This is a genomic window from Pseudoxanthomonas sp. LjRoot204_2 (assembly GCF_056175765.1).
In genome coordinates this window covers 1-7,936 of record NZ_JBGFFG010000132.1, presented here as the reverse complement: position 1 = coordinate 7,936, position 7,936 = coordinate 1, and the positions used below count along the sequence as shown (strand labels likewise).

General features: G+C 67.7%; 10 protein-coding genes and 2 pseudogenes. 5 read left to right on the top strand and 7 right to left on the bottom strand.

The window, feature by feature from the left end:
• From AC04L7_RS08145 to sufT, 3 genes and pseudogenes are all read right to left on the bottom strand, one after another.
• Positions 1 to 413, bottom strand: a pseudogene (locus tag AC04L7_RS08145) (peptidase S8); the annotation flags it as partial.
• Between the two features lie 383 nt (positions 414 to 796).
• A complete protein-coding gene (locus tag AC04L7_RS08140) occupies positions 797 to 1,894 on the bottom strand; it encodes a branched-chain amino acid aminotransferase (RefSeq protein WP_436000966.1) in 1,098 nt (365 codons plus the stop codon).
• A gap of 51 nt (positions 1,895 to 1,945) precedes the next feature.
• A complete protein-coding gene (gene sufT, locus AC04L7_RS08135; protein ID WP_435997182.1) occupies positions 1,946 to 2,497 on the bottom strand; it encodes a putative Fe-S cluster assembly protein SufT in 552 nt (183 codons plus the stop codon).
• A gap of 110 nt (positions 2,498 to 2,607) precedes the next feature.
• Between sufT and AC04L7_RS08130 the strand changes: the two genes are divergently transcribed.
• Positions 2,608 to 3,021 (top strand): hypothetical protein, encoded by a 414-nt coding sequence (locus tag AC04L7_RS08130; protein ID WP_299340951.1) that lies wholly within the window; start codon positions 2,608 to 2,610, stop codon positions 3,019 to 3,021.
• Between the two features lie 15 nt (positions 3,022 to 3,036).
• Here the strand turns inward: AC04L7_RS08130 and AC04L7_RS08125 are convergent.
• The 3 genes and pseudogenes from AC04L7_RS08125 to AC04L7_RS08115 form a co-directional block, all read right to left on the bottom strand.
• Positions 3,037 to 4,410: pseudogene (locus AC04L7_RS08125) on the bottom strand (NAD(P)(+) transhydrogenase (Re/Si-specific) subunit beta); the annotation flags it as partial.
• An 11-nt stretch (positions 4,411 to 4,421) separates the two neighbouring features.
• Positions 4,422 to 4,919 (bottom strand): hypothetical protein, encoded by a 498-nt coding sequence (locus AC04L7_RS08120; RefSeq protein WP_435997180.1) that lies wholly within the window; start codon positions 4,917 to 4,919, stop codon positions 4,422 to 4,424.
• A 5-nt stretch (positions 4,920 to 4,924) separates the two neighbouring features.
• Positions 4,925 to 5,221: an NAD(P) transhydrogenase subunit alpha part 2 gene (locus tag AC04L7_RS08115; RefSeq protein WP_435997178.1), complete on the bottom strand. Its 297-nt coding sequence runs from the start codon at positions 5,219 to 5,221 to the stop codon at positions 4,925 to 4,927.
• A gap of 163 nt (positions 5,222 to 5,384) precedes the next feature.
• On the opposite strand from AC04L7_RS08115, the gene AC04L7_RS08110 reads away from it, so the two are divergent.
• Genes AC04L7_RS08110 through AC04L7_RS08095 form a run of 4 tightly spaced genes read left to right on the top strand, consistent with a single transcriptional unit; the run spans position 5,385 to position 7,141 of the window.
• Positions 5,385 to 5,720, top strand: coding sequence for a hypothetical protein (locus AC04L7_RS08110; protein WP_435997176.1), 336 nt, complete (start codon positions 5,385 to 5,387; stop codon positions 5,718 to 5,720).
• Between the two features lie 22 nt (positions 5,721 to 5,742).
• Positions 5,743 to 6,312: an RNA polymerase sigma factor gene (locus AC04L7_RS08105; protein ID WP_296282046.1), complete on the top strand. Its 570-nt coding sequence runs from the start codon at positions 5,743 to 5,745 to the stop codon at positions 6,310 to 6,312.
• Positions 6,309 to 6,689, top strand: a complete 381-nt coding sequence (locus AC04L7_RS08100; protein WP_475512799.1) for a hypothetical protein — start codon at positions 6,309 to 6,311, stop codon at positions 6,687 to 6,689. Before AC04L7_RS08105 ends, AC04L7_RS08100 begins: the two co-directional genes overlap by 4 nt.
• Positions 6,686 to 7,141, top strand: a complete 456-nt coding sequence (locus AC04L7_RS08095) for a DUF3106 domain-containing protein (RefSeq protein WP_435997172.1) — start codon at positions 6,686 to 6,688, stop codon at positions 7,139 to 7,141. The genes AC04L7_RS08100 and AC04L7_RS08095 overlap by 4 nt, the downstream gene beginning before the upstream one ends.
• Positions 7,142 to 7,150: 9 nt before the next feature.
• On the opposite strand, the gene AC04L7_RS08090 is transcribed toward AC04L7_RS08095, so the two are convergent.
• Positions 7,151 to 7,936: NAD(P) transhydrogenase subunit alpha (locus AC04L7_RS08090; protein WP_475512798.1), on the bottom strand; the 786-nt coding region annotated here is incomplete at its 5' end.

Below are 7,936 nucleotides of genomic sequence, written 5' to 3'. Positions count from 1 at the left end.
GGATACATGCGCTGGTCGACTTCCACGTACTCCACGTTCGGATCGGCGGCCAGCTGGCGCATCAGCGACTCGGCTTCGATGCGGTCCAGCTTGCGATCGGCGCGCACCACGTCGGCACCGCCCGCGGCGAGCCGGCGCAGCTTCTGCAGGCCCAGCGCGCGACCGCCGCGCTTGGCGACGCCGGTGCTGGCGGCGCTGGTCAGCGAGCGCTGCAGCTGCGTCGCGTTGGTGCTTTCCGTACTGCCGTCGCGATACTTCACGATGAAGCGGTCGTAGCCGCCCGGTTCTTCCACCTGCAGGCCACTCATGTCGACACGGCCGGCCATTGCCGGCAACGCATACAGCGATGCGAGCACGGCGGACGACAGGCACAGCAGGCGCACACGCGAACCACGCTTTGCAAATCCAGACATCAGACTCTCCCTCAAGGATGAAATGAAAAGCCGCCAATGCGGCAATCGCCCGGTCGAGGGCGCGGGACTGCAACGGGAGGGGGTGGACGGGCTGTTGCGTTCGACCGGGTACACGCCGCGCAATGCACGACGCAACGACGACGCTAACGGAGAGCACTTCGCTGAATCAGCGATGAAAGACACAGTTCGCCATATATGTTTCAAACGTAATCGCCGGGATACACGCATGAAGCGCAGGTCACCGGTAGACATCCGCAGGTAGGTTCATTTACTTCCTGCACACCATCGCACATGTGAATTTTTTATTCGGTGAACCACGCGTTGATTACGCAATAAAAAAGCCCGCTTCGCAGCGGGCTTTTCTTTCGACGATGCTTTCGACCTCAATCGCGCAACTTCACCAGCCAACCGTGGCGGTCGGGGATGCGGCCGTACTGAATGTCGGTGAGTTCCTTGCGGATACCCATCGTCACTTCGCCGGCCAGTGCGTTGAGGTCGCCCACGGCGAAGTCCTTGCCCTTGAGCTGGCCGATCGGCGTGATCACCGCGGCGGTGCCGCAGGCGAACACTTCGACGATGTCGCCGGAGGTCACGCCCTGCTTCCACTCATCGATGGAGACCTTGCGCTCTTCGACGGCGTGGCCGCGATCGCGGGCGATGTGGATGATGCTGTCGCGGGTGATGCCTTCAAGGATGCTGCCGGAGAGTTCCGGGGTGACGATGTGGCCGTCCTTGTAAACGAGGAACACGTTCATGCCGCCCAGTTCTTCCAGGTACTTGCCTTCCACCGGATCGAGGAACAGCACCTGCGAGCAGCCCTGCGCCTGCGCTTCCTGCTGCGGGAGCAGCGAGGCGGCGTAGTTGCCGCCGCACTTGGCGGCACCGGTGCCGCCCTTGGCGGCGCGGGCATAGTCTTCCGACAGCCAGATCGACACCGGCGCCACACCCTTGGCAAAGTACGCGCCGGCGGGGCTGGCGATGACGTAGTAGCCGGCCTGGTGCGCGGCACGCACGCCGAGGAAGGCTTCGGTGGCGATCATGAAGGGACGGAAGTACAGGCTGGTCTCCGGCGCCGACGGCACCCAGTCGCCATCGATGGCGACCAGCTGGCGCAGCGATTCGACGAACTCGTTGACCGGCAGCTGCGGCAGCGCCAGGCGCGCGGCCGAACGCTGCAGGCGCTTGCCGTTGGCGTCGGGACGGAAGGTCCAGATGGAACCGTCGGCATGGCGGTAGGCCTTGATGCCTTCGAAGATCTCCTGGCCGTAGTGCAGCACCGAGGCGGCCGGGTCGAGCGACAGCGGACCGTAGGCGCGGACTTCCGCGCTGTGCCAGCCCTGCGCCTTGTCCCAGGTGATGGCGACCATGTGGTCGGTGAAGTGCAGGCCGAACCCGGGGCTGGCGAGGATGGCGTCGCGCTCGGCCGGGGTGCGGGCCTTGTCGGAGCGGTTCACGCGGTAGGTCAACGGGGCGGCGTTCATCACGTTCATCTCTTTCTTCCTGACGGGTTCTGCATCGGGCGAGCCGCGGGCTCAGAGCATGCCGGTTTCCAGCTTGGCGGCGTCGGACATCATGTGGCGGCCCCACGGCGGATCGAATACCAGTTCGACATCGGCCTCGGCCACGGTGGGGATCATCTCCAGCTTGCTGCGCACGTCGTCGACCAGGATCTCGCCCATGCCGCAGCCCGGCGCGGTCAGCGTCATCTTCACGTCGATGCCGCGCTGGCCGTCGTCGCGGGTGGTGAGGTTGGCTTCGTAGACCAGGCCGAGGTCGACGATGTTGAACGGGATCTCGGGATCGAAGCAGGTGCGCAGCTGGTTCCACACCATCGCCTCGACTTCCTCGTCGCTGGCGTTGTCGGGCAACGAGAGCGGTTCGGACGGTTCCTTGCCGATCGCATCCGCATCCCTGCCGGCGATGCGCATCAGGTTGCCTTCGACGAACACGGTGTAACTACCGCCGAGCGCCTGGGTGATGTAGCCGTAGCTGCCGGCCGGCAGGGTGACGAGTTCGCCCTGCGGCACCAGAACGGCGGCGCAATCGCGGGAGAATTGGACGGGTTCGCTGCTGCGGGAATACATGCAAAACCAGATGGGGACGCGCGTGGGGCGCTGCAAGGCGGCCTATTGTAGCCTTCGCGCCCCGGCGACCGCGTTCAGGCCGTATCCTTGGCGGCCCTGCCGGAGTCTCCATGTCCCCCGCCCTGCGTCGCGCCGCCCCATGGCTTGTTCCCCTGATGCTCGTGCTGGCCGGCGGCAGCGTGCTGGTGATCTGGGTGGCGCTGGCGCTCTACCTCCAGCGGCAGGCGGGCTGGATGGCGCTTGCCGTCGCGCTCGACATCGTGCTGGTGCTGCGCCTGTGCGGCATGCCCGCCGGCGCGCGCCGTGCCGTGTTGGGCGGCGTGGCCACCGTCGCGATCTCCCTGCTGGCRCTGTGGACCATCGCCGCCACCCAGATGGGGTTTGCCTTCGGGCTCAATCCGTGGGATTCGGTGCTGAAGCTGGGCGCGCACCATGCCTGGACACTGGTGTCGCTGACCACCTCCCCGCTGGACGCCGCGGCGCTGGTGGCGGCGCCGCTGCTTGCGGCCTGGTGGACGCGCTGACGCGGAGCGGCGGGCTCAGTGCCCGCCGTCCAGCGCCTTCAGTTCGCTGACCAGCGCATTGGCCATCTCGCTGCCGTCGCCGTACAGCATGCGGGTGTTGTCGGCGTAGAACAGCGCGTTCTCGATGCCGGCGAAACCGGTGCCCTTGCCGCGCTTGATGACGATGGTGTTCTTCGAGTTCACCACGTCGAGGATGGGCATGCCGTAGATCGGGCTGGCCGGGTCGGTCTTCGCCACCGGATTCACCACGTCATTCGCGCCAATCACCAGCGAGACGTCGGTGTTGGCGAACTCGGGGTTGATGTCGTCCATGTCGGCGATCAGGTCGTAGGGCACGCCGGCTTCGGCGAGCAGTACATTCATGTGGCCGGGCATGCGGCCGGCGACCGGGTGGATGGCGAACTTCACCTTCACCCCGCGATCCATCAGCTTCTGCGACAGCTCCCAGATCTTGTGCTGCGCCTGCGCCACGGCCAGGCCGTAGCCGGGCACGATCACCACGCGTTCGGCGTAGGCCATCATCGCGGCGACGTCGGCGGCCTCGATGGGCTTCATCGATCCGCCGATTTCCTGCATAGCCGCACTGCCGCCACCGAAGTTGGAGAACAGCACGTTGGTGATCTTGCGGTTCATCGCCTTGGCCATCAGCCGCGTCAGCAGCATGCCGGCCGCGCCGACCATGGTGCCGGCGATGATGAGCGCTTCGTTGCCTAGCACGTAGCCTTCGAAGGCGACCGCCAGGCCGGTGAAGGCGTTGTAGAGCGAGATCACCACCGGCATGTCGGCGCCGCCGATGGGCAGCGTCATCAATACGCCGAGCGCCAGCGACAGCACGAAGAACGCGATGATCCACGGCATCGCCAGGGTGGTCAGCGCCATCACGCCGCTGGCGATGGCGGCCAGCGCCACCAGCGCGTTGAACCACTGCTGCCCCGGGAAGGTGTAGCGCTTGTCCATGCGTCCGTCGAGCTTGGCCCAGGCGATCACCGAGCCGGTCAGCGAGACCGCGCCGATCAGCGCGCCGATGACCGCCAACGACAGCGTGAACGTCGACGGCGCCGGCTCGCCGGCGGAGTAGCGCACCAGTTCCACCGCACCGATCGCCGCGGCCGAACCGCCGCCCATGCCGTTGAACAGCGCGACCATCTGCGGCATGTCGGTGATGGCGACCTTCTTGCCCCAGACCCAGTTCAGGCCGACGCCGATCACGATGGCCGCGATCATCAGGCCGATGTTGTGCAGCCCCGGCAGGAAGAACGTGGCGATCGTGGCGATCAGCATGCCCACGCCGGCCCACTGGATGCCGCTGCGCGCGGTCTTGGGACTGGCCATGCGCTGCAGGCCCAGCAGGAACAGCGTGGCGGCCACGAAGTAACTCAGTTTCACCAGCGTCAACGCACTCATGCACGGCTCCCTTCGGACGACGAGGCGGGTGGCTTGTCCACCCGATGGTGCTCACGCATCTCGATGGCGGTCTTGAGCAGGCCGACCATGCCCAGGCCGAAGGCCACCAGGCCCAGCGACAACTGGTTCACCACCGTCGTGTCGGCCAGGTATGCGCCGAACAGCCCGGCCACCATCGGGGTGACGGTGTAAAAAGACAGCAGCACCAGCATCCAGCGCCCCTTGCGTGGGTCCTGCCAGACGCGTTTCGACAACGCGTTCTGCGTGCGGGTCGGATCCTGCAGGGAAGACAGGCCGATACCGATGCCGGCGTACAGCAGCACATAGTTCCAGTCGTCGTACACCGCCGCCCAGCTCCCGCTGCCGGCCATTGCGAGCGTCCAACCCGACTTCGCCGCGTACCCCAGCGCCACCAGCAGCGCCGGGTACTGGAGGTAGCTCAACCCGTGGAATACGTCGCGCGCAGTGCGCGCAGGCGCGGGAACGATGGGCATGCTGCTCACTTGCCACCCGCGGGCTTGCTGCTCTTGAACATGTCCAGCATGCGCTCGGTGACCACGTAGCCGCCGGCCGCGTTGCCCGCGCCCAGCAGGACGGCGATGAAGCCGATGGCTTTTTCCAGCGGGGTGTCGGCGTGGCCCAGCACGACCATCGCGCCGATCAGCACGATGCCGTGGATGAAGTTGGAGCCGGACATCAGCGGCGTGTGCAGGATCACCGGCACCCGCGAGATGATCACGTGGCCGGCGATGGCCGCCAGCATGAAGATGTATAGCGCCACGAACCCGTCGCTCATCCGCTCCTCCACCTCGTCCACGTTGTCGATGCACAGGCGTCGGCCGGTGCCTCCGCATCATAACCGTACCTGAACCCGCGCGTGGGCGGCGCTGCCGCGTCAACCGACGACGCCTCGGGGCGTTTCCTTGCCTGCACCGCCCCATCCCACCGAGGAGTCCACCATGAAGCGCACGTCATTGCTCGGCCTGACCGTACTGCTGCTGACTGCCACCGGCACCGCCTTCGCCGGCGATCGCGGCGACCGCATCGACCATCGCCTGGACCGCAAGGGCGACCGCATCGAACAACGGACCGACGCGCGCGGCGACCGTATCGAGCGGCGCTTCGACCGCAGTGCGCAGTGGGCCGACCATCATGGTCACTCCCGCGCCGCGAACCGGTTGGAACGCCGCGGCGACCGCATCGATACCCGGCTGGATCGCAAGGGCGAACGGGCCGAGGCGCGCTGGGACCGCCGTGGCGATCGCATCGACCGGCGCCTGGACCATCGCGGCTGATCAACAACGCGACCGCTAAGCTATGTTGGTGAGCACCGCCCCGAGCCCGCCGCCGGAAACGTCGTCGCCCGCCCCGCTGGCGACGACGATCGAGCGTTTCCTGGCCGATATCGGACCCCGCGCGTTCCGGTTCGCCGAAGCCGGCCTGCGCCATCGCGAGGACGCGCTCGATGCGGTGCAGGACGCGATGATGAAGATGCTGGCCTATCGCGAGAAGCCGGCCGAAGAATGGTCACCGCTGTTCTGGAGCATCCTGCGCCGTCGCATCGTCGACCTGCAGCGCCGCGCCGGCTTCCGCCTGCGCTGGCTGATGCCCACGGGCGATCGCGGCGAGGAAGGACCGGTGGACTGGGCGCCCGACCACGGCGCAGGGCCGGCGCAGGCCCACGATCAGCGCGAGGCGTATACCCGCCTGGTGCAGGCATTGCGCGGCCTGCCCGCGCGCCAGCGCGAGGCGTTTACCCTGCGCGTGCTGGAAGAACTGGATGTGGCCGACACCGCGCGCGCGATGGGCTGCTCGGAGGGATCGGTGAAAACCCACCTGTCCCGCGCGCGCGAGGCCCTGCAACGGCAACTTGAGGAATTCCGATGAACCCCGCCCCTGACATCGACCAGTACGCGCGTCGCCTGCACCAGGCGTCGCTGGCGCAGGTCTCACCCCAGACCCTGATGCACCTGCGGAACGCCCGCCACGAGGCCGGGCGGCAGGCCGCGCCGGCCGGTGCGCGCCACCGTGGGCGCTGGCTGGTGGCCACGGCCTTTTCCGCGGTGCTGGCGGTCGGTGTCGGTCTGCAATGGCTGCCCCGCGGCCCGGTGCCGCCCGCGCCGGAGACCGTTGCCGGCGAGAGCGAGGGCGACTTCACTGCGGAGGAACTCGGCGTGGCCAGCGCGTACGACGAAGACCCCGAACTGTATCTCTGGCTGGCGTCCRCCGACGCACAGCCCCTTGCCATGGAGTCGACCCCATGAAGGCCGCTGCCCTTCGCATCCTCGCCCTCGGCGTCCTGCTGGCCAGTGGCCACGTGCTCGCGCAGTCCGCACCCGCGCCGCTGCCGGCCTGGGAGAAGCTGACGCCCGAACAGCGTGAAGCCCTGATCGCACCCGTGCGCGACCGCTGGAACCGGGAGCCCGGCGATCGCGGCCGCATGCTCGAACGCGCCCAGCGCTGGCAGGCGATGACGCCGGAACAGCGTGCGCAGGCGCGGCACGGCATGAAGCGCTTTGAGGGCATGAGTCCCGATCAGCGCCGGCATGCGCGCGCCCTGTTCGCACGCATGAAGACGCTCAGCCCCGAGCAGCGCGAGGCCTTGCGGAACGAGTGGAAAAAGATGACGCCCGAACAGCGCGAGGCGTGGATGCGCGACAACGCACCGCCGCCGCGTGACCGTGACCGTGATCGGAACCGGTGGCCGGAACGCTGACGTCCGGCGTCAGGCGGCCGCCTGCGTGGCCGGCCGGTCCGGCCATACCGTCTTCGCCAGCAATTCATCGCTCCAATCGAACTGCAGCGCACCGTCCCTGACGAACAGGGCGACGAAGTTCAGCACGTTGCGGGCGTACATCTCGCTCGCATGCACCGCACCCAGGCTGGCGAGGTTGAGCGGACCGGCGATGGTCACGCCGTGGTGCGCGTAGGTATCGCCCGGGCGCGTCAGTTCGCAGTTGCCGCCGGTCTCGGCCGCCAGGTCCACGATGACGCTGCCCGGCTTCATGCCGTCGACCATCGCAGTGGTGACGATCTTCGGTGCCGGACGCCCGGGGACGGCGGCCGTGCACACCACCACGTCGATGCCCTTGAGGTGCTCGGCCAGCCGTTGTTGCTGCAGCGCGCGCTCTTCGTCCGTCAGTTGCCGCGCATAGCCCCCTTCGCCCGCCGCGCTGACGCCGAGGTCGAGGAACTTGCCGCCCAGCGATTCGATCTGCTCGCGCGTCTCCGGACGCACGTCGAACCCTTCGACCTGCGCACCCAGGCGCTTGGCGGTCGCAACGCCCTGCAGGCCCGCGACGCCCGCCCCGACGATCAGCACCTTGGACGGACGGATGGTGCCGGCGGCCGTGGTCAGCATGGGAAAGAAGCGGGGCGCCAGCTGCGCCGCGATCAGCACCGCCTTGTAGCCGGCCATGCCGGCCTGCGAACTCAGCACGTCCATTGCCTGCGCACGCGTGGTGCGCGGCAACCGCTCCAGCGGGAATGCCTGGATACCGTTCGCCTGCAG